Genomic DNA, 19,803 nt, shown 5'->3' on the forward strand with positions numbered 1-19,803 from the left:
CGATTGAAGTGTCCAAAATCATTAGGCCAGTTCACGAGCACTCCTTCATGCACTCAAAGTCTTGAGGGGGACTGGGCGTGGAGTGTGAGAAATCACGATGAAATGCGGGTTTGATCATGTCAAAGCACATCGCAACACCTCTGGAAGGAGATCCAACGGTGGTATTACGATGAAGCCGGAAACCTCCGCACATGTCGGTGTACGATATCGTCTAAAATATTTCGGTCGAGAACGGAGCTAGCACCCAATGAGTGATGCATTGCCAACTACTTTGATATGCCGGGATCCAGGTGATAGCAGCGGGGACATCGTCATAGATCTCCCACCGAATATACTAGCGGCAATGGGCGTCGGTTTGGGTGATTTCTTAAGCATCGAGTTGGTCGACGGATCGATAGTGCTAAAGCCAATTCGTCGAATCAAAGCTGAAGGTCGGGTTGACTCAGATTGAGCAGGCCGGTAGCTCGCCCATCTGAATCTCAGGACGTTCGAGTAGCACTAAGATGGAAGGAAATATCCAAATGCAGGAACAATTCCGCAATTTAGATTTTTACTTCTCTGAAATTTCGATCTTCACTTCCGGGTACCAGAGCGTAGAATCAGTTTTATCGGCGGGCACCTGATTCCATTATTTAACATAATATACATTATGCGTACCCACGAATATCCGACTGAGGGCTCTTCCGCTCAGCTTTGTAGCCTGCAACGCCATCAGCCTAACCATGGCGGCGGAAACGCTACCCAGCAGACACCGCACAACCCTGGTGCCAGAAACTGTCCTCCTGCCTGCTTACCCTGTATCGACAAGGCAAAACCCAGGACGAATTAGCGCACAGGAGTCAGTTATCGCCTTGGCAACTGAATCAGTATCCAATTGAGGAGATAGATCATGTCCAGTGTTGAGCCTCTCGATCCTTCGTTCCCGTTAAGCCAGCAAATGGGAATCGACGCCGCCCCTATAGTGCTGGTCAACCTGTGCACGGTAGCGCCTGCCGACGAGGCGGCTTTTTTAGTGTCTTGGGCAGCTGATGCCGCTTTCATGAAAAGGCAACCTGGCTTTATTTCTACGCAGCTTCATCGGGCGTTGGGAGACAGCCCAACTTACCTCAACTACGCGATTTTCGAGTCTGCACAAGCATGGCGCGCCGCCTTCAAGCAACCAGAATTCCGCGAGATCGCCAAGCACATCCGGCGTCGGCTGTGTTCCGTCCCCACTTGTTTCAGAAAGTAGCTGTTGAGAATTTATGTACGGCCTAGCGATGAGGCCGCCTGAACCAATGGACGCAAGCATTCGAACTCAACTGTAGTCGGGTCTGTATAACGCCATTTTAAAAGGTATCGATATGAAAGCCGTTCAGTTTAATCAATATGGTGGCACTGAAGTCTTGAACATCGTCGACGTAGACCCGCCGCACGCCGGCCCCGGTGAGGTGCGCATTAGAGTGCAAGCCGTAGGCGTTAATCCCATCGATTGGAAGTTGCGTGCGGGGTATGTTCATGACTTCATGCCCGTTACCTTTCCAGCGGGTGTTGGCAGCGAGGCAGCAGGCATCATTGATGAGGTCGGCGATGGTGTTTCAGGTGTCGCAGTCGGCGATGCGGTGTTTGGCTACGGTCGGAATACGTTAGCGGAATACGCGGTCTTGAGGTGCTGGGCGCGAGCTCCGTACAACATGCCAATGGAGGTGGCAGGCGGCTTGGCGGTCATCGTCGAGACGGCGACACGCATCCTCAACCATGTCGGTATCAAGGCTGGCGAGACCCTGCTGATAACGGGTGCTGCGGGTGGAGTTGGTACCGCCGCGATTCAATTGGCACGCCATCGCGGCGCAATTGTGATCGGTACAGGCAGCGCACCCAAACATGAATATATCCGCAGTTTGGGCGCTGTTCCGACCACCTACGAACCTGGCTTGGCCGCACGCGTGCATGCGTTGGCGCCTGCAGGCGTTGACGCAGCGTTAGACCTTGCTGGGGCCGGCACAATAGCCGAGTTAGTTGAGATCGTTGGCGACCCGACCCGAGTTGTTTCCACTTCCGATGTCACGGCCCATCAATATGGCGTGGTGTTTTCCGCTACATCGCTCGAACATCCCGAGACCGCGTTTGCAGAAGCGGCGCGCCTGTATGACACAGGAGCGTTTCGTCTGCACATCGAGCAAACCTTCTCGATTGAGCAGATCGCGACTGCGCAAGAAATAAGTGCCGCCGGGCATGTTGCCGGCAAGCTCATCATAACGATGCCTTGATCGCAACGCCGACTCGCGGCTTCTATCAATGGGCCGCGACAGGTTTAAACGCTGACCCATTATCCGGTCGCCGTGCATTGATATTCTGGATAAGCTTGCCAACGCGGCAAGGCGTTGAAGCCCTCATCGAGATGGAATAGCAATGGCCAGAAGTGACCGATTGTTTGAGCTGATGCAAGTGCTGCGGCGACACCGCATAGCGGTATCGGGGCGCACACTTGCCCAAGAACTGGGGGTGTCACTTCGCACCATACGTCGAGATGTACTGACATTGCAGGGCATGGGCGCCGATATCGAGGGTGAGCCTGGTTTGGGCTATGTTCTCAAGCCTGGGTTCCTGCTTCCCCCGCTCTCGTTCACCGAAGAAGAAATACAGGCGCTGGTAGCCGGCGCCTTATGGGTCAGTCGGCAGACGGATGACAAGTTCGCCTTCGCCGTCAAAAACGCCTTGGCCAAGATCAATGCCGTGTTGCCATTGGAAATGCGTCCGGCCTTCGACGATGAGACATTCTACGTAAGCAGCCCCTCTGCGCCTCTCAGCCCGATCGACCTCAGTGAGGTCCGTCGTGCACTACGCGATCAGTGCAAGCTGCGTATCTCGCTGGCGCTTGCGCATGCAACGATTGAAGACCAGGTTGTCTGGCCGATTATGCTGGGTTTTATAGACGCAAAACGTTTCTTGGCGGCCTGGTGTGAGGCAGATGACAAATTCAGAGTGATTTCCCTGGATGACATTTCGCAACTGGAGGTATTGGCCGAGCGTTACAGTCGTAACCGGCGCCAGCTGATTAAACAATGGCGTACTCACGAGATCTTGCCCTGTAACGCCCGTGGTGAGACGTGCTGACAACGGATTTGGAGCCACTGACGGGCTCCAAAATCGTCTCTGGACTACCTCCTCACGAAAATGCCGAAACCTTCTGCGCTCCAAAATTCCCGTCCCGCAGGATAGGCTCCAGAAAATCCTGATACGCCTGCCAGGTACTGAACATCTTGATTTCAGCGCCTGGAGCATCTTGATTACCGGTTAGCTTGAGCAAAAAAACGCCGCCACCTTCGCTCAAAATTCGACGTGCTGTTGCGCCGCCAGCACCACGGGATATTAGATAGCCAAGGGCTGCCAAGCCAAGCACAGAGCCTTTCTGTGCAGCAGACGCTTTGAGCAAAGGGTCGGCGGGGACATCTGACAGAAGCAGCATCAGCGCTACCAAGTGGTGACTGTCATCCTCAAAACCATTGGCAATGTCGTCGGCCATTTTCAGGGCTTCAGTTGCGCGAGCCTTGGGGATTTCATTTTCATGCGCGAGAGAATCATGTGATGTCAGTAAGATCGAGCCAACGCGTGGAGGATTTTTTGGATAGTGTCGGTTAGTTTGCATAACTGATTGTCCTCAATGTGTGCTGATCGCGCTTGATTGATATGACGTCAAAAACTATCCACTACTCCTTCTTTAATATTCCAATCATGCATAACTATGCTAAATGACTATTTAGTATAGTTATATTAAAGCACGTGCCGCGTCACGCAAACAACTCAAGCGCCGCATCATCCCACTCGTGACCGTGCCTGGACCAATCCTCGCCGCTTTGCGGGGGAAATCCGCTACGGCAATAGCCTTGTTTCGCGGTGAAATCGAATATCGCGTGCGGGTAATCATTGATCAGCAGCACCGCCTTACTGTGATCAACCGACCAGCCGATCTTCACGCTGGAGGGTTTGTGTTTGTCCGAAACGTCCGCGACGTTGTAAATATGCAGCGCGTCCTGGATCGCGTTGCCTTCAACCGCGGTGTCCAGCGCGTAGAAGTAGCCGGTGTCTTCGTCGTCTTCAAATACCACAACGTAGGTGCCCTCTTCCGCTGGTGCTTCGATGACTGTGCTTTGGCCCACCTTCAAGGGTGATTCGGCCGCCAGGTAGATTGGCATCGGGTCTTCCTTCACAGGTTGAATGTCGGGTTCTTGAATAATGCCAACAGCCGCCTGCGGATCGCAACGGCAAATTGCGTCACGCGAATCTGCACAAGCACCACCTTGTACACCCACGGCCCACTCTCTAAGCTGGCCGGACTTTTGCCTCACCTCAGGAATCCCATGCCTCGAAGTATCGCCCACCTCGCCTTGTTGTTGGGGTTAATCACCGCCATCGGCCCGTTCGCCATCGACAGCTACTTGCCCGCCCTCCCCACCCTGGGCGCCAGCCTGCAGGCTTCACCGGCCGCGGTGCAGATGAGTTTGACAGTGTTTTTCATGGTCATTGGCGTGTGCCAGTTGTTCTACGGGCCGATCAGCGATGTGTTCGGGCGCAAGCCGCCGATTTACGCCGGTTGGTGATCTTCGCCGTGGGCAGCGTCGGTTGCGCGCTGGCCCCGACGATTGAAGTGCTGATTGGTTTTCGTGCCCTGCAAGCGTTTGGTGCGTGCGCCGGCATGGTGATTCCCCGCGCCATCGTTCGCGACCTGTATACCGGCCATGAAGCCGCGCGCCTGATGGCACTGTTGATGCTGGTGATGAGTGTTTCGCCGATCCTCGCGCCGCTGGCCGGCAGCGTAGTGATTTCACTGTGGAGCTGGCGCGAAGTGTTTGCCGTGCTGGCTGTCGTGGCAGTGTTATGCCTGTTGATGACCGTCGTGCAATTGCCGGAAACCCATCCGTCCGAGCGCCGTGTGGGCAAAACCCTTGGCAGCGCGATTGGCAGTTACGGGGCGTTGTTACGTGACCCGGTATTTATCGGTTTGGCGGTGGTCAGTGGTTTTGGCCTGGCCACGTTCTTTGTGTTTATCGGCAGCGCGCCCTTTGTTTACATCGAGTATTTCGGCCTCACGCCGACGCAGTTCAGCCTGTGCTTTGCGCTGAACGCCGCGTCGTTTTTTGCCATGAGCCAACTGACTGCGCGCCTCAGTGCACGCTTTGGTTTGGCACCGCTGATGCGCTGGTCAGTGATCGCCGTGGCGGCGGTGATGGCTGCGCTGGCAGCCACCACGTTGTGGGCCGATAACCTCGCGCTGATGATGACGCTGCTGTTTATCGGTTTTGGTTTTCTCGGCCTGTTGTTGCCAGCGGCCGGAGTGTTGTCGCTGGAAGACCATGGCGCCGTAGCCGGCTCTGCATCGGCGCTGTTGGGCGCGATTCAGATGATAACTGCTGCGCTGTCGATGAGCCTGGTTGGGCTTTACGCCGACCACACCCCGGCGCCGATGCTGGTGGGCATCGCAGTGTGCGCCTCAGCGGCAATGCTGACCGCGCTGTGGACGCTGCGCCGTTTACCCGCTCATCTCGGTGCTGCGCCCTCGCCTCACTGAAATTGACCATTCGTCGGGCCTTGCGGGCATCCGTTACAACTATCGGAGAACGGAAAACTACTAAACCCATAGCACCTTTAAAACGCTATGGAGACTCTGATGACTGATTACCCGCGCCCACCCTTCTCGCCGCAAGCCCAATCCGTGCCTGGCTCGCAGAAGAAAATGGACCCCTACCCGGACTGTGGCGAGCAGAGCTACAAAGGCTCCGGTCGTCTGGCCAACAAAATTGCGCTGATCACCGGCGCTGACAGTGGGATCGGGCGCGCCGTCGCCATCGCGTTTGCGCGTGAAGGCGCCGACGTGGCCATCGCCTATCTGGATGAACACGAAGACGCCAAGGAAACCGCGCGCTGGGTTGAAGAAGCCGGCCGTCAATGCCTGCTGTTGCCCGGTGATATAGCGCAAAAAGCCACCTGCCAGGCGCTCGTCGACAAGACTGTTGAACAGTTCGGCCGCATTGATGTGCTGGTCAATAATGCCGCGTTCCAGATGACCCACGAAACCCTTGAAGAGATCGAGGATGAAGAGTGGGTGAAGACTTTCGATATCAACATCACTGCGATGTTTCGCATCTGCAAGGCTGCCCTGCCCCACATGAAAGCTGGCAGTTCGATCATTAACACCAGTTCGGTCAATTCGGACATGCCCAAGCCGACCCTGCTGGCGTATGCCGCCACCAAGGGCGCGATTGCCAACTTCACCGGTGGCCTGGCTCAGTTGCTCGGCAGCAAGGGCATTCGGGTCAACAGCGTAGCGCCAGGTCCGATCTGGACGCCGCTGATTGTGGCGACCATGACCGACGAAGACGTAAAAAGCTTCGGCAGCGAAACCCCGCTGGGGCGTCCCGGCCAGCCGGTAGAAGTGGCGCCGATTTATGTATTGCTCGCCTCGGACGAAGCCAGCTACATCTCCGGCTCACGCTACGCGGTTACCGGTGGCAAACCGATCCTCTGAGGCATCACCCAACTAATCTGGGAGCTGGCTCCCACACGCTTTGGCTATAGGTCAAACCGGTCCACCGCCCGCCGCCGCTCATTGTCGTCGCGAACGTCATAGCTGGCGGTGGTCTGGATGTTGGTGTGGTGCGCCAGCTTCTGCGCAATCGACAGGTCGTGTTCTTCAATCACTCGCGTGATGAAAGAACGCCGGAAGTCGTGCGGCATGATCTTCACACCGACCTGTTCGCCACGCTGACGCGCAATGTAGTAAATCGCATGTTTGGTGATGCGCTCGCGGGTGATATGGCTGCCTCGGCGAATGCGATTGAACAGGAAGGTATCGTCCTGTTCACCGTTCTTGAGCTGCCCGCGCCGAAATTCCAGCCACGCCTGCAACTTGGCAAACGCCCACTGCGGTGCGTATTTGAGCAACTCTTTGTTGCCCTTGCCGGTCACGCGCAAACTGCGTTCATCGAAGTTGACCTGCGCCAGGTCGAGGTTGACCGACTCCGATTTGCGCATGCCTGAGCCATACAGAATGCCGATCACTGCCGCATCGCGCAGGCCTTGCGGCCTCGGGTCGGCAGCACAGACTTCCATCATTTCGCGGATCAGCGACGCCGCAGGTTGCGGCCATTGCCCAAGCGGGTGCCGGGCGTGGCCTTGACCGAACGCATTTTAAGCAGATGGTCCTGACTGATCAGGCTCATGCGCCAGGCTTCGTTGATCACCCCGCGCACGGCGTTCACATACAGCGACGACGTATTCGGCGCGTAGCCGTCCTCGCGCAACGCCGCCACCAACGCAATCACGTGTTCGGGCTGCAGCAAATGCCAGTCGATTTCTTCGAGGTTGGTGTCTTCGAACCCCAAGCGGTCGGCGGCGTCCTGCAGCACGTAGCGCATGGTCAACTGGCTGGAGGGCGCCAGGCGGGTGAGGTAAAGCGTCAGCGGGTTGCGGATAGACTCAGTCAAGGTAGATCAGCCTTTGGATTAAATACCTCGATCAAGCCATTGTTTAATCGAGGTATTTAGTGAATTGGCGAAGGCCGAGTCTAACGCAGGAGCGGCCCTGGCACAAAATCAAGGGGCCGACTCATCATCCTCGATTGAGGCCTCAGGCTGAGGCTGGGTTTGAGCTTGACCCCAGTCGGCATCCTGCTTCTGCATCAGCGCAAACCAATGCTGACGCATAAACGCCAAGTAGGTGTCCGGCGCCTTGGTAAAATCGCTCTCATCGGCGTAGCAGCCCGGCAACGGTAACTCGGTGCCCTGCTCCTTGTACTGGCTGACCAGCGCCTGTTGCGCTGCAACGCTGCAGTCTTTGGGCAACGGCATGCCACGCAGCGCGCCGGACTCCTCGTCCCACCAGCTCGCCCCCACGCGGTCGACGCCGCGCAGGCGATACTTCTCGGACTTGCCGACATGCATGATCAGCTTGAATTCGTTGGGGCTGACGTCGCTGGTGCAGGTACGCGAATAGCCCACGGTGGCCTGGGTGATGCCATCGCCGCCCAGGTCGGTGACCTTGGTGGCGGCCATGTCAAAGCGCAGCGCGGCGTCGAATTGGCAATGCTGCACATCGTCGTAGAGCATCCACACGCGTTTGGGGTGGTCGCCGCCGAGCAGGTATTGGGCCGCGTAGACAAATGCTGATTGCGTGCCGTCATCGTCACGCTCGCTGACGTGTTCGGCGAGCACCAGCAAATTCTTGCCCTGGCGGTCGTCCCACGTGTAGGCGGCGACTTGTTTGCCGCGCACCTCGACGCCTTCCGGCACTTGGTCAAGCGTGGTCAGTGCTACCTCGGTATCGGCCCGAACCGTCACCGTGGTGACACAGGCCACAGCCATCAATAATCCCATCAGCGCGGGCCGCAACTGGCCGCGTAAAAGCTGCACGCTATTCATCCGAGTACCCTGGCAAGAGATGGCTTACTTTACCGGCACTTGAGGGGCAATGCAGAGAAGTTTGTTGAATAAAACCGGCAACACACCGGGCGCCGGGAAAATCGCCTGGGTTTTACCCCGCCAAGGTACGCCTGACCCTTGAGTTACGTAGCTGAACCCTAGCTGTCTACCTGTCAAATAAACGAGTTTTTCATCTGCCTTTCATATTCGTTGAACATTTTTGCGCTTAATCTTGGCCCCAGGACGTGAGAACCCGTGGCGTGTTTACTGACTAACCTGTTGATTACACTTTACCTTTCACAATTTTGGTCTTTAATCTGAAAGCTAATAAACAAGCGTTGAGCGTCCTCAGCACCGTCCAGTGAACACTGCAAAACCACGCTACGCCTAATCAGTTTTCACGCTCCAGCCTGCTCTAGCCCCGAGGTCATGAATCTTTGAAACCGTACCCTATTCATTGCGTGTCTATCGTCATCCCGGTCTACAACGAACAAGAGAGCTTGCCTGAACTGCTGCGTCGCACCACGGCAGCCTGCAAGCAACTCGCCTACGACTACGAAATCATCCTGGTGGATGATGGCAGTCGCGACCATTCGGCCCAGTTGCTCGAAGACGCTGCTGCAGAAGAAGGCAGCAATGTGGTGGCGGTGATCCTCAACCGCAATTACGGCCAGCATGCGGCGATCATGGCCGGTTTCGAGCAGTGCCGGGGCGAGGTGGTGATTACCCTCGACGCCGACCTGCAGAACCCGCCGGAAGAAATTCCGCGCCTGGTGGAACAAGCCGCGCTGGGCTACGACGTGGTTGCCACCGTACGCAATAACCGCCAGGACTCGGCCTTTCGCCGCTGGCCTTCGCGCCTGATCAACCTGGCGGTGCAACGCTCCACCGGCGTCGCCATGACCGACTACGGCTGCATGCTGCGCGCTTACCGGCGCACCATCGTCGACGCCATGCTCGCCTGCCGCGAGCGCAGCACCTTCATCCCGATTCTGGCCAACGGCTTTGCGCGCCATACCACCGAGATTCTGGTGCACCACGCCGAGCGTGAACACGGCGAGTCGAAATACAGCGCGATGCGCCTGGTCAGCCTGATGTTCGACCTGCTGACCTGCATGACCACCACGCCGCTGCGCCTGCTCTCGATTGTCGGCTTCAGCCTGGCCGCACTGGGCGTGTTGTTCGCCTTCGCGCTGATCATCCTGCGCCTGGCCTTCGGCGCCGAATGGGCTGGCGATGGCATGTTTGTACTGTTCGCGGTGCTGTTCGTGTTCACCGGTGGCCAGTTCATCGGCATGGGCCTGTTGGGTGAATACCTGGGCCGCATGTACAGCGATGTGCGCGCCCGCCCTCGCTTCTTCATTGAGAAAGTGCTGCGTAACCAACCCGTAGCCCCGGCACCCGTGGTCGTCGTTGACGGCCTGGTGTCCTCGCATACCTCCACCTCTACTTCTCCTTCCGATCAGGTTTCGTCATGAATTCAAAAGCTGTTGTCTTCGCTTACCACGATATTGGCTGTGCAGGCATTGAAGCCCTGCTGACCGCCGGCTACGACATTGCTGCCGTGTTCACGCATGCCGATGACCCCAAGGAAAACAATTTCTACGGCTCCGTCGCCCAACTCTGCGCGCGCAACGGCATCCCGGTGCATGCCCCGGAAGACGCCAACCACCCGCTGTGGATCGAGCGCATTGCCAAGCTCAACCCCGATTACATCTTCTCGTTCTACTACCGCAACCTGCTGAGCGAGCCCTTGCTGGCCACCGCGCGCAAAGGCGCGCTCAACCTGCACGGCTCGTTGCTGCCTAAATACCGTGGCCGCGCACCGGCTAACTGGGTGCTGGTAAACGGTGAAACCGAAACCGGCGTGACCCTGCACCGCATGGTAAAGCGTGCCGATGCCGGCGCGATCCTGGCCCAGCAAAAAGTCGTCATCGAGCGCAGCGATACCGGCCTGACCCTGCACGCCAAGCTGCGTGACGCTGCGGTCAACCTGTTGCGCGATGCACTGCCACAACTGGCTCAGGGCAAGCTGACTGAAACCGCTCAGGACGAAAGCCAGGCCAGCTACTTCGGCCGCCGCACCGCCGCCGATGGCAAACTGGACTGGAACCAGCCCGCCGAGCAACTGTTCAACCTGGTGCGTGCCGTTACTCAACCGTACCCCGGCGCCTTTTGCGCGGTGGGCGAGCACAAACTGATCGTGTGGCAAGCCGAAGTGGTCAAGGGCAACGAAGGCCTGGCGCCAGGCCGCGTAATCAGCGTCAACCCGCTGCGCATCGCCTGCGCTGAAGACTCGCTGGTGATCAAGTTCGGTCAGCGCAATGACAACGGCCTGTACCTGGCTGGCCCGTCGCTGGCCAATGAACTCGGCCTGGTCGACGGCTCCGTGCTGCGCGGCGCCGAGTCCGGCCGCAAGCCACGCCGCACACGTGTGCTGATCCTCGGCGTGAACGGCTTTATCGGTAACCACTTGTCCGAGCGCCTGCTGCGTGACGACCGTTACGAAGTCTACGGCCTGGACATCGGTTCCGACGCCATCGAGCGCCTGCGCAGCCACCCGAACTTCCATTACGTGGAAGGTGACATCAGCATCCACACCGAGTGGATCGAGTACCACATCAAGAAGTGCGACGTGGTGCTGCCGCTGGTGGCCATCGCCACGCCGATCGAATACACCCGCAACCCGCTGCGCGTGTTCGAACTCGACTTTGAAGAGAACCTGAAACTGGTTCGCTACTGCGTCAAGTACAACAAGCGCGTGATCTTCCCGTCGACCTCCGAAGTCTATGGCATGTGCCAGGACCAGTACTTCGACGAAGACACCTCGAACCTGGTGGTTGGCCCGGTCAACAAGCAACGCTGGATCTACTCGGTTTCCAAGCAACTGCTCGACCGCGTTATCTGGGCGTACGGCGCCAAGGGCCTGAACTTCACGCTGTTCCGCCCGTTCAACTGGATGGGCCCGCGCCTGGACCGTCTGGATTCGGCGCGTATCGGCAGCTCGCGCGCTATCACCCAGTTGATCCTCAACCTGGTCGAAGGTACGCCGATCCGCCTGTTCGACGGGGGTGAGCAAAAGCGTTGCTTCACCGACATCGCTGACGGCATCGAAGCCCTGGCGCGCATCATTGATAACGACAACGATGCCTGCAACGGCCAGATCATCAACATCGGCAACCCGGAAAACGAAGCCAGCATTCGTCAGTTGGGCGAAGAACTGCTGCGTCAGTTCGAAGCTCACCCGCTGCGCAGCAACTTCCCGCCGTTCGCCGGTTTCCGCGACGTAGAAAGCAAGGCGTTCTACGGCACCGGTTACCAGGACGTGGCGCACCGCAAGCCAAGCATCGAAAACGCCAAGCGCCTGCTGAACTGGGAGCCAACCGTTGAGATGAGCGAAACCATCGGCAACACCCTGGACTTCTTCCTCAAGGAAGCCATGCTCGAAATCGCGGACAAAAAGTAATGAAGGCAGGCTTGCGCATCGACGTCGACACCTACCGTGGCACCCGTGAAGGCGTGCCAAGGTTGCTTGAAACCCTGGATGAAGCCGGGGTTAAAGCGACGTTCTTCTTCAGCGTTGGGCCGGACAACATGGGGCGCCACTTGTGGCGCCTGATCCGCCCGCAGTTTTTGTGGAAGATGCTGCGTTCGAATGCCGCCGGCCTGTATGGCTGGGATATTTTGCTCGCCGGCACTGCCTGGCCGGGCAAACCGATTGGCCGAGACCTGGGGCACTTGATGCGCCAGGCCAAGGCGCCGGCCACGAAGTTGGCCTGCACGCGTGGGATCACCACGGCTGGCAGGCCAATACCGGGCGCTGGAGCGACGCGCAGTTGATCGAGCAGATCCGCCGTGGCGTCGACACGCTCAGCGACATCCTCGGTGAACGCATCGACTGTTCAGCGGCCGCCGGTTGGCGTGCCGATGAGCGCGTGGTGCAAGCCAAACAAGCCTTCAACTTTCGCTACAACAGTGATTGCCGGGGCACCAGCCTGTTTCGTCCAACCTTGGCCGATGGCAGTGCGGGCACCCCACAAATTCCGGTAGACCTGCCGACCTTCGACGAAGTCGTCGGGCCGGTGGTGGCTGCCAAAGACTTCAACGGCTTCATCCTTGACCGGTTTGCCGAGTCAACACTCAACGTCTACACGATCCACGCAGAAGTAGAAGGGATTCTGATGGCTGAAGATTTTCGCCAGTTGCTCGCCCAGGCAGGGCAGCGCGGCATCGACTTCCAACCCTTGGGCGAGCTGTTGCCCGCGGACGTGACCACCCTGCCCCGGCAACACTTGGTACGCGGCGCACTCAGCGGCCGCGAGGGTTGGCTCGGAGTACAACAAGCATGATCCGGCGCTGGGCATTGCCCCTGCTCCTGTTGGCGTTTGGCGTGTTTTACCTGTTGCCGCTGGCCACCCACGGCCTGTGGATCCCGGATGAAACCCGCTACGCGCAAATCAGCCAGGAAATGCTGCTGACCGGCAAGTGGGCCTCGCCGCACTTTATGGGCATCCGCTACTTCGAGAAACCCGCTGCCGGCTACTGGATGATCGCGCTGGGCCAGGCGATGTTCGGGCAGAACCTGTTCGGCGTGCGGTTTGCCTCGGCCTTGAGTACCGCGCTGAGCATTCTGCTGGTCTACCTGGTGTCGCGCCGGCTGTGGAACGACCCGCAAAAAAGCCTGGTCAGCTGCGTGCTGTACATGAGCTTTGTCAGCGTGGCGATGCTCGGCGGGTATGCCAACCTCGACCCGCAATTCACCTTCTGGGTCAACTTGACCGGTGCCGCCTTGTGGTTCTGCTTCGACAGCAGCACGCGCCGTGGCCGTTTGTGGGCCTGGGCCTTGCTCGGTTTCGCCTGCGGCATGGGTTTCATGACCAAAGGCTTCCTGGCGTGGTTGCTGCCAGTGTTGATCGCCCTGCCCTACGCGATCTGGCAGAAGCGTTTTGCTGAGTTACTGAGGTATGGCGTGCTCGCCGTGGTCGTGGCGATTCTGGTCAGCCTGCCTTGGGCGTTGGCCGTGCACCTGCAAGAGCCGGACTACTGGAACTTCTTCTTCTGGCACGAGCATATCCAGCGCTTTGCCGGTGACGACGCCCAGCACGCCGAGCCCTTCTGGTACTACCTGCCGCTGATCGTCGCGTTCTCGCTGCCGTGGGTCGCGCTGCTGCCGCCCGCGCTCAAACAGGCGTGGCAGGAAAAACGCCTGCCGCAGACGGCGTTCCTGCTGCTGTGGTTGTTGATGCCGCTGGCCTTCTTCAGCCTGGCCAAAGGCAAACTGCCGTCTTACATCATGCCGTGCCTGCTGCCATTGGCGTTGCTGATGGGCTCGACCTTGAGCGACAAGCTTGCGCAGGGCCGTGGCCGCGTGTTGCGCATCAACGGCGGGTTGAACCTGGCGATTGGCGTGCTCGCGGTGCTGGCCCTCAGCTGGTTCCAAATCAAGCAGTCGGTGTATGACGCTGACGAAACCTTCAGCCTGGTGCTGGTCTTTGTGTGCTTGTTCGGCTGGGTCGTGGTCAGCCTGCTGCAGGTCGCGCGCCCGCTGACACTGTGGGCCGCGCCGATGATCGGCAGCGGCTTGCTGGTGCTCCTCGTGCCCGCCGCGCTGCCGCACTCGGTGGTTTATAACAAAACCCCGGACGCGTTCATCATCGACCACCTGCAAGAGCTGCAATCGACCACCGCCTTGCTCAGCAATGACTTGGGCGCCGCATCGGCCCTGTCATGGCGTCTGGGACGGCCGGATGTCGCGCTTTACAACACCATCGGCGAAGTCAAATACGGCACCGCCTACCCTGACACCGCCCACCGCAAGGTTGACCTCACCCAGGTTCAGCAATGGATGAGTGATGCGCGCAAACAGGGGCCGGTCGGCGTGGTGATGCGGGTCAAAGGCGACGATGAAGTGGCCGAAGTCAACTTGCTGCCCCAAGACGGCAAGCGTTACGAGCAAGGCAATATCGTGATTCTGATTTTTTCACAGGTCGCGCAATGATCACGCTGCTGCTTTTAGTCAGCGCGTGCTTGCTCACCTGCATGGGCCAGGTGTCGCAGAAGTTTGCCGTAGAACGCTGGCGCGACCAGCCCGACGGTTGGGCGCCGAAACTGCGTGAACCGTGGCTGTGGTCGGCGCTCATGTGCCTGGGCCTCGGCTTGCTGGTGTGGCTGCTGGTGCTGCAACGCCTGGAAGTCGGCGTCGCCTACCCGATGCTCAGCCTGAATTTTGTACTGGTCACGCTGATGGCGCGTTTTGTCTTTCATGAACACATCGATGGCCGTCACTGGCTCGGTGTCGCGCTGGTGATCGGCGGCGTTGTGTTGCTGGGGCGCCACGTATGAGCCGCGCGCAAGGCTTTGCCCTGGCACTGGGCAGCGTCGGCTTGGTCAGCGCGGCCCAGCTGGGCATGCGCTGGAGCATGACGCGCCTGCCATTGCCGACTGAATGGCTGAACGCTTTTTACAGCAACAGCATCGACCTGAGCGCCTTGGGCGTTGTGGTGCTGGCGATCATCGCCTATGCGCTGTCGATGCTCTGCTGGCTCGGCGCGCTCAAACACTTGCCGCTGGGCCGCGCCTACTCGCTGCTCAGCATCAGTTACGCATTGGTCTACCTGCTGGCTGCCAGCCTGCCGGTGTTCAACGAAGATTTTTCGCTTTCAAAAACCCTGGGGGTGGCGTTGGTCATCCTCGGCGTTCTGGTCATTAACTCTCGTCGTACTAGCAGCATTAGTCCCAGGAATACCCCATGAAAATCAGTGTATTTGGTAGTGGTTACGTTGGTCTGGTGCAGGCCACCGTATTGGCCGAAGTCGGCCACGATGTGATCTGCATGGACGTAGACAAAAACAAGGTCGAGTCGCTGCAAAAAGGTCACGTGACTATCTTTGAGCCGGGGCTGGCGGCGATGGTGAAGGAAAACCTCGAAAGCGGGCGCCTGCACTTTACCTTTGATGAAAAGCTCGCGGTCGAACACGGTGAAGTGCTGTTTATCGCCGTCGGCACACCGTCGGACGAAGACGGCTCGGCAGACCTCAAATACGTACTGTCGGTAGGCGATGCGGTGTCGCGTCACCGTGTGGAGCCGGTGATTCTGGTGGAGAAATCCACGTCCCGGTCGGCACCGGCGACACCTTGCGCGCGCACATCGAAAAGAACCTGCGCATTGCCGGGCGCTACCTGGACTTCGATATTGTCTCCAACCCGGAATTCCTCAAGGAAGGCTCGGCCGTTGCCGACTGCCGCCGCCCGGACCGCATCATCATCGGCTGCGAACGCGAAGAAGTGCGCGAAGTGATGCGCGACCTGTACGCGCCGTTCAACCGCAACCATGACCGCATCATCTTCATGGACCTGCGCAGCGCCGAACTGACCAAGTACGCCGCCAACTGCATGCTCGCCACCAAAATCAGCTTTATCAACCAGATTGCCGAGCTGGCCGAGCACCTTGGCGCCGACATCGAAGCCGTGCGCCTTGGCATCGGTGCCGACTCGCGCATCGGCTACCACTTCATCTATCCGGGTTGCGGCTACGGCGGTTCGTGTTTCCCCAAAGACATGCGTGCCCTGATCCACAGTGCCAAACAGGCCAATTGCTCCAGCGACCTGCTGGAAGCCGTGGAAGCGATTAACCAGCGCCAGAAAAGCAAGCTGTTCGAACGCATCAATGCCTACTTCAAGGGCAACCTGAACGGCAAGACATTCGCCTTGTGGGGCCTGGCCTTCAAGCCCAACACCGACGACATGCGTGATGCACCGAGCCGCGTGCTGATGGAAGCACTCTGGGCTGCGGGCGCCAATGTGCGCGCCTTCGACCCCGAGGCCATGCAAGAAACCCAGCGCATCTACGGCGACGAATCACGCCTGACGCTGCTCGGCACCCCGGAATCGGCATTGAGCGGCGCCGATGCACTGATCGTCTGCACCGAATGGCAGCAGTTCAAAGCACCGGATTTCGACCTGATCCACCACCGCCTGAAAAACCCGGTGATCTTCGACGGTCGCAACCTGTACGACGGCGAGCGCCTGGCGCGCAAAGGCTTCAAATACTTCCCGATTGGTCGGGGCGACTCCTGCGAACTGCCGATTCCTCAGCAAAACTGGGCACAGGCCAAGGAAGCCTGATCGGTGAACAAAGCTCCCAAATCCCTGCTGAATGCAACAATCCGTCACCAGTCGCTGGGGCTTGGGCTCTTGGCGCTGGTGCTGTTTCTGGTGGGTAACTGGCACCAGGCAATTATCGGGTTTGACTCGCGCTTTGTGGTGTTTGCCCAGGAAATGCTGCGGCATGGGCCGAGTTTTTTCCCCACCACTTATGGGCAGCCTTACGCCGACTACCTGGCGACCTCGACGCTGTTGACGTGGGTGCTGTCGTTGCCGTTTGGGCAGGTCACCAGCTTTACCGCATGGTTGCCTACCTCTTTCGCTTCGGCGCTGATCGTTACGCTGGTGTATCGCCTCACGGCGCCCTACTCCACGCGCTGGGGCCTGTTGAGCATCGCGATGTTGCTGCTCAGCAGCACCTTTGTCAGCGAAACCCGCTCGGTGTCATTGGACCAAATGCTCGCCTGCGTCGCCTTGGCGGTGTTTTACATCGGCTATGCGCACGACCACTTTGGTAGCCCGAAACGCGTGTACTGGCTGTTTCTGTTGTTGATTATCGGTTTTGCGATCCGTGGGCCCATCGGCCTGGTGATTCCAACGGGCATGCTGTGCAGTTATTACCTGCTTAACCGGCAATGGCGCCAACTGTTCACGTTCGGCTTGCTCGCGCTGGCGCTGCTGGCAGCCTGTGTCGGCCTGTTGCTGTTGCTGGCCAAGCTGAGTGGCGGTGAGGGGTTCATGCAGGACGTGATCCGCATGCAATTTCTGGGGCGTATGGACGGCACCGAAGGCTCCAGCGGCGTGCTGTATTACTTCACCAGTTCGCTGGGCAATTATGCCCTGGCCTACCCGCTGGCCGTGTTGGTGCTGCTGGCCGTGGTGGTTGGCGGCCGCAGGGCGCCCGAGCCGGCATTGCAGCTGGTGCTCTACTGCGCCGCAGCCGGTGTGTTGGTCATGCTCGGCTTGTCGGTGCCGCAGGCCAAAAAGGCGCGCTACATCCTGCCCATGGTGCCGATGGCAGCGATCATCGCGGCCTACCCGTTCTACGTCACCCAAGGGCGATTGTTTGCCTGGTTGCGCGGCTTGATGCTGAGCCTGTGGACGCTGTTGCCGGCGTTGCTGGTGGTCGGGGTGCTGCTGGCGCGGCGGCGTTACCCGGAACAGTTGAGCGACTTGGGGCTGATATTCGGCGTACTCGGCGCGCTTCAAGTGCTGGCGCTGCTGGCCTTATTAAAACCGCGGTTACGCCCGCTGGGCCCGGCATTCGCAGCGGTGCTGGCGATCTGGTCGACTTACATCGTGGTGGTCGAACCGTTGGAACGCACGCTCTACGACACGCGCACCTTCAGCCTCGCGGTCAAAGCCCAAATCCTGCAGCAACCGGCGCCTGTGGTACTGCATGGCCTGGGTAAAGATGCCAAGGCGATCAAGTTCATGGTCAACTTCGACTGCGATAAGGTGCCGTTGTTTACCCAGACCGCCGCTGACCTGGCACCGCTGCAAGCGCCCGCCTGGCTGGTAATGAGTGCCGATGACTTCAACGCGTTGCAAGACCCGCGCTTGCGCGCGCTGACCCCGACCCTGACCGGCGAGTTCGATAAGAACGCGTTTGTGTTGCTGCATCTGGTGAAAGCCTCCGCGCCTTGATCGCGCCGCCGTCGTTGTATCTGAATGATCCTATAAGGTGCGACCCGCCACGGTCGCATCACATGCAGTCTTCAGATATGACGTCTCCCCTGCTTAATCTTGAGCCTTCCCAATCCGACATTGGTCCGCGCCCTCCCCTCAAGCCGCCGCTTCAGGCCTTGGGCCTCGATCACCAGGCTTGACTGCTTAGTAGCATTGGCCCTGCCCCACTCCTCCAACAGCTCTAAACAGGAATGATCGATGTAACTCAAATTATTGAGGGGTACGTACACCCTGCTGCCGGCCGTACAGTCGACAACACCTGTGTCAGCGCCGGGACTTTCAGAAACGTCGCGGCGCCGCTCAGGCGCAGCTCCATCTCGCCCGCCGGGGGAAGGTCGATCAGGCTGATGCGCAAACGCGAAGCCTTCCATGCCAACTTGAGCAATGTCAGGCCGAAACCGATCAGCACGCCGGTCAGCAGGTCCGTAAAGACAATGGCCAGTGCTGTCGCCGCGTAGGTCAGCATCGGCATACGCCCATAGCGGGAAAGACCGCGAAAGACCTTGATGTCCACCAACTTGATGCCTGTGTAGACCAGAACACCTGCCAAGCTGGCCACCGGTATGCTTTGCAATACGCTGGACAGCAACACCACGAACCCCAGCAGCCATGCACCATGGAATATCGCCGACAGCCGCGTGGTCGCACCGGCCTGGACGTTAGCCGAACTGCGCACTATCACGCCTGTCATGGGCAGTGCGCCTACCAGTGCGCAGAGCATATTGCCGACGCCCTGGGCTTTGAGTTCCTTGTCGAAATCCGAGCGCGCCCCATCGTGCATGCAGTCTACCGCGGCGGCGGACAGCAGGGTCTCGGCACTCGCTATAAACGCGACGGCGAACGCTGCGATCAGCAGGTTAGGGTCAGCCAGATTCAACAGGTCGGCAGGCCGCAGCCAGTCGATGGCATCGGAGAGGTTATCCGGCACTTCAACACGTTTGACTTGCAACGCCAGGGCCAGGCTGGCCAACGTTGCCAAGCCCACGCCCAACAGAGCCCCAGGTACGAACCGTAGCGCGCGTGGGCGGCACTTATCCCACACCCACATCACCAGGATAGTCGCGGTTCCGAGTATCCCGGCCTGCCAGCCATTGCCGCCGTCCAAACTCGGCAGCGCCTCAAGTAATGCGCCAGGAAAGCCCATCAGGTTGCCCACTCCCGAAGGCATGGGCAGCCCGTCGAGCATCACATGCACTTGGGACAGCACGATTAATACACCAATGCCCGCCAGCATTCCGTACACGACCGCAGGCGCGGTCACGCGGAACCAACAGCCCAGACGATAGTGTCCCGCCAGTAACTGCAGCAGACCTGCCAGCAACAGGATAGGGCCCAGCATCGCGGCCCCATGCACGCGCACGACCTCAAACACCAACACCACCAAGCCTGCCGCCGGACCACTGACTTGCAACGGAGAACCCGCCAGCCAGCCGACCACCAAACCACCGATGATCCCCGTGATCAGCCCTTTGGCCGGCGGCATGCCCGAGGCGATGGCAATCCCCATGCATAAGGGTAAGGCAACCAGAAACACCACCACAGAAGCCAAAAGCTCCCGTGGCAAAACCGCTTTTAACTGCGCAGCACGCACGATGAATCTCCCACTGTTTTTGAA

13 protein-coding genes and 5 pseudogenes are annotated in these 19,803 nt (G+C 59.0%); 13 read left to right on the top strand and 5 right to left on the bottom strand.

Translation table 11 applies throughout. The features are described from left to right. Nucleotides 1-889: 889 nt before the first annotated feature. The 3 genes from F0169_RS09995 (at nucleotide 890) to F0169_RS10005 (ending at nucleotide 3,096) form a co-directional block, all read left to right on the top strand. Nucleotides 890-1,231 carry an antibiotic biosynthesis monooxygenase family protein gene (locus F0169_RS09995; protein ID WP_241679093.1) on the top strand — a complete coding sequence of 114 codons (342 nt, stop codon included), beginning with the start codon at nucleotides 890-892 and terminating at the stop codon, nucleotides 1,229-1,231. A gap of 112 nt (nucleotides 1,232-1,343) precedes the next feature. Then, nucleotides 1,344-2,249 carry an NADP-dependent oxidoreductase gene (locus F0169_RS10000; protein WP_152746405.1) on the top strand — a complete coding sequence of 302 codons (906 nt, stop codon included), beginning with the start codon at nucleotides 1,344-1,346 and terminating at the stop codon, nucleotides 2,247-2,249. Nucleotides 2,250-2,391: 142 nt separating this feature from the next. After that, a complete protein-coding gene (locus tag F0169_RS10005; RefSeq protein WP_152746406.1) occupies nucleotides 2,392-3,096 on the top strand; it encodes a helix-turn-helix transcriptional regulator in 705 nt (234 codons plus the stop codon). Nucleotides 3,097-3,148: 52 nt separating this feature from the next. On the opposite strand, the gene F0169_RS10010 is transcribed toward F0169_RS10005, so the two are convergent. Beyond that, a complete protein-coding gene (locus tag F0169_RS10010) occupies nucleotides 3,149-3,628 on the bottom strand; it encodes a hypothetical protein (RefSeq protein ID WP_172979395.1) in 480 nt (159 codons plus the stop codon). A 142-nt stretch (nucleotides 3,629-3,770) separates the two neighbouring features. Then, nucleotides 3,771-4,292 carry a DUF2251 domain-containing protein gene (locus F0169_RS10015; RefSeq protein ID WP_341869093.1) on the bottom strand — a complete coding sequence of 174 codons (522 nt, stop codon included), beginning with the start codon at nucleotides 4,290-4,292 and terminating at the stop codon, nucleotides 3,771-3,773. Between the two features lie 48 nt (nucleotides 4,293-4,340). On the opposite strand from F0169_RS10015, the pseudogene F0169_RS10020 reads away from it, so the two are divergent. Beyond that, nucleotides 4,341-5,548 (top strand): annotated as a pseudogene (locus F0169_RS10020) (multidrug effflux MFS transporter). A 99-nt stretch (nucleotides 5,549-5,647) separates the two neighbouring features. Then, on the top strand, nucleotides 5,648-6,505 hold the full coding sequence (locus F0169_RS10025; protein WP_058412065.1) for an SDR family oxidoreductase: 858 nt from the start codon (nucleotides 5,648-5,650) through the stop codon (nucleotides 6,503-6,505). Between the two features lie 44 nt (nucleotides 6,506-6,549). Here the strand turns inward: F0169_RS10025 and F0169_RS10030 are convergent. Both F0169_RS10030 and F0169_RS10035 read right to left on the bottom strand, forming a co-directional pair. Beyond that, a pseudogene (locus tag F0169_RS10030) lies at nucleotides 6,550-7,463 on the bottom strand (site-specific integrase). 108 nt (nucleotides 7,464-7,571) lie between these two features. After that, nucleotides 7,572-8,396 carry a M949_RS01915 family surface polysaccharide biosynthesis protein gene (locus F0169_RS10035; RefSeq protein ID WP_058412067.1) on the bottom strand — a complete coding sequence of 275 codons (825 nt, stop codon included), beginning with the start codon at nucleotides 8,394-8,396 and terminating at the stop codon, nucleotides 7,572-7,574. A 437-nt stretch (nucleotides 8,397-8,833) separates the two neighbouring features. Between F0169_RS10035 and arnC the strand changes: the two genes are divergently transcribed. From arnC to F0169_RS10075, 8 genes and pseudogenes are all read left to right on the top strand, one after another. Further along, nucleotides 8,834-9,874, top strand: coding sequence for an undecaprenyl-phosphate 4-deoxy-4-formamido-L-arabinose transferase (gene arnC, locus F0169_RS10040; protein ID WP_152746407.1), 1,041 nt, complete (start codon nucleotides 8,834-8,836; stop codon nucleotides 9,872-9,874). Beyond that, nucleotides 9,871-11,862, top strand: a complete 1,992-nt coding sequence (gene arnA, locus F0169_RS10045) for a bifunctional UDP-4-amino-4-deoxy-L-arabinose formyltransferase/UDP-glucuronic acid oxidase ArnA (RefSeq protein ID WP_152746408.1) — start codon at nucleotides 9,871-9,873, stop codon at nucleotides 11,860-11,862. Before arnC ends, arnA begins: the two co-directional genes overlap by 4 nt. Continuing rightward, nucleotides 11,862-12,745, top strand: a pseudogene (gene arnD / locus F0169_RS10050) (4-deoxy-4-formamido-L-arabinose-phosphoundecaprenol deformylase). Before arnA ends, arnD begins: the two are co-directional and overlap by 1 nt. Then, nucleotides 12,742-14,394: a lipid IV(A) 4-amino-4-deoxy-L-arabinosyltransferase gene (arnT, locus tag F0169_RS10055; protein ID WP_058412071.1), complete on the top strand. Its 1,653-nt coding sequence runs from the start codon at nucleotides 12,742-12,744 to the stop codon at nucleotides 14,392-14,394. Before arnD ends, arnT begins: the two are co-directional and overlap by 4 nt. Next, nucleotides 14,391-14,738, top strand: coding sequence for a 4-amino-4-deoxy-L-arabinose-phosphoundecaprenol flippase subunit ArnE (gene arnE / locus F0169_RS10060; RefSeq protein ID WP_152746409.1), 348 nt, complete (start codon nucleotides 14,391-14,393; stop codon nucleotides 14,736-14,738). The genes arnT and arnE overlap by 4 nt, the downstream gene beginning before the upstream one ends. After that, nucleotides 14,735-15,148, top strand: a complete 414-nt coding sequence (gene arnF / locus F0169_RS10065) for a 4-amino-4-deoxy-L-arabinose-phosphoundecaprenol flippase subunit ArnF (RefSeq protein ID WP_122250947.1) — start codon at nucleotides 14,735-14,737, stop codon at nucleotides 15,146-15,148. Before arnE ends, arnF begins: the two co-directional genes overlap by 4 nt. Beyond that, nucleotides 15,145-16,520: pseudogene (locus F0169_RS10070) on the top strand (UDP-glucose dehydrogenase family protein). The gene arnF and the pseudogene F0169_RS10070 overlap by 4 nt, the downstream one beginning before the upstream one ends. A gap of 3 nt (nucleotides 16,521-16,523) precedes the next feature. Further along, nucleotides 16,524-18,146: a glycosyltransferase family 39 protein gene (locus tag F0169_RS10075; protein ID WP_172979396.1), complete on the top strand. Its 1,623-nt coding sequence runs from the start codon at nucleotides 16,524-16,526 to the stop codon at nucleotides 18,144-18,146. A 71-nt stretch (nucleotides 18,147-18,217) separates the two neighbouring features. On the opposite strand, the pseudogene F0169_RS10080 reads toward F0169_RS10075, so the two are convergent. After that, nucleotides 18,218-19,779 (bottom strand): annotated as a pseudogene (locus tag F0169_RS10080) (SulP family inorganic anion transporter). Between the last annotated feature and the right edge of the window lie 24 nt (nucleotides 19,780-19,803).

The sequence above is a fragment of the Pseudomonas kitaguniensis genome, assembly GCF_009296165.1.
In the GTDB taxonomy this organism is placed as follows: Bacteria; Pseudomonadota; Gammaproteobacteria; order Pseudomonadales; family Pseudomonadaceae; genus Aquipseudomonas; species Aquipseudomonas kitaguniensis.

Excerpts from the sequence above, each read along its gene's own strand:
- F0169_RS09995 (WP_241679093.1), top strand. The coding sequence starts at position 890 with ATGTCCAGTGTTGAGCCTCTCGATCCTTCGTTCCCGTTAAGCCAGCAA.
- F0169_RS10000 (WP_152746405.1), top strand. The coding sequence starts at position 1,344 with ATGAAAGCCGTTCAGTTTAATCAATATGGTGGCACTGAAGTCTTGAAC.
- F0169_RS10005 (WP_152746406.1), top strand. The coding sequence starts at position 2,392 with ATGGCCAGAAGTGACCGATTGTTTGAGCTGATGCAAGTGCTGCGGCGA.
- F0169_RS10010 (WP_172979395.1), bottom strand. The coding sequence starts at position 3,628 with ATGCAAACTAACCGACACTATCCAAAAAATCCTCCACGCGTTGGCTCG.
- F0169_RS10025 (WP_058412065.1), top strand. The coding sequence starts at position 5,648 with ATGACTGATTACCCGCGCCCACCCTTCTCGCCGCAAGCCCAATCCGTG.
- F0169_RS10035 (WP_058412067.1), bottom strand. The coding sequence starts at position 8,396 with ATGAATAGCGTGCAGCTTTTACGCGGCCAGTTGCGGCCCGCGCTGATG.
- arnA (WP_152746408.1), top strand. The coding sequence starts at position 9,871 with ATGAATTCAAAAGCTGTTGTCTTCGCTTACCACGATATTGGCTGTGCA.
- arnT (WP_058412071.1), top strand. The coding sequence starts at position 12,742 with ATGATCCGGCGCTGGGCATTGCCCCTGCTCCTGTTGGCGTTTGGCGTG.
- arnE (WP_152746409.1), top strand. The coding sequence starts at position 14,391 with ATGATCACGCTGCTGCTTTTAGTCAGCGCGTGCTTGCTCACCTGCATG.
- arnF (WP_122250947.1), top strand. The coding sequence starts at position 14,735 with ATGAGCCGCGCGCAAGGCTTTGCCCTGGCACTGGGCAGCGTCGGCTTG.